Raw genomic sequence first — 507 nt, 5'->3', positions numbered from 1 at the left:
GTATACATACGATGCCCTGAACCGTCTGAGAGCGGTGTACAGCAGTACGGATGCGATTCACTATCACCGGGAAGCGGGGTATAGCTATTACGATTACGGACCGTTGGCGCGCAAGGAAATCGGAAGTGCGCGGGTACAGGGACAGGATTTTATGTACACCATTAACGGTTGGCTGAAAGGGATGAACAGTAATGTGCTGGATAAGAGTAAAGATCCCGGAAAAGACGGAACGGTGTACCCAACGGGGGTATTTGCTGCCCGCAACTCGCGTGTTGCGGTAGATGCGGTCGGGTTCTCTCTGGGGTATTATGGCGGGGATTATGCTCCGATTGGGGGACAGCCTGCTGAGGCAGCTTATAGCGGAAGTGCATTTGGTACGGGTTCGCCCGATCTTTTTAACGGAAATATCCGTCACATGGTCACGGCTATAGACGGTCTGGATGTTCAGGGAACCGCTTACCGGTATGACCAGTTGCAACGGATTAAGGAAATGCAGGTGTACCGTGC

Annotated in this window: 1 protein-coding gene; it reads left to right on the top strand. The window is 52.7% G+C overall.

Features of this window, described 5'->3' with window-relative positions:
• A partial coding sequence (locus ABDZ97_RS12195; protein ID WP_343788044.1) for a hypothetical protein occupies nt 1–507 on the top strand: 507 nt, incomplete at both ends.

The organism is Wandonia haliotis (genome assembly GCF_039523435.1).
Taxonomy (GTDB): domain Bacteria; phylum Bacteroidota; class Bacteroidia; order Flavobacteriales_D; family Crocinitomicaceae; genus Wandonia; species Wandonia haliotis.
Note: the sequence above shows the minus strand (reverse complement) of the source record. Positions and strands in the feature narration are given on the sequence as shown.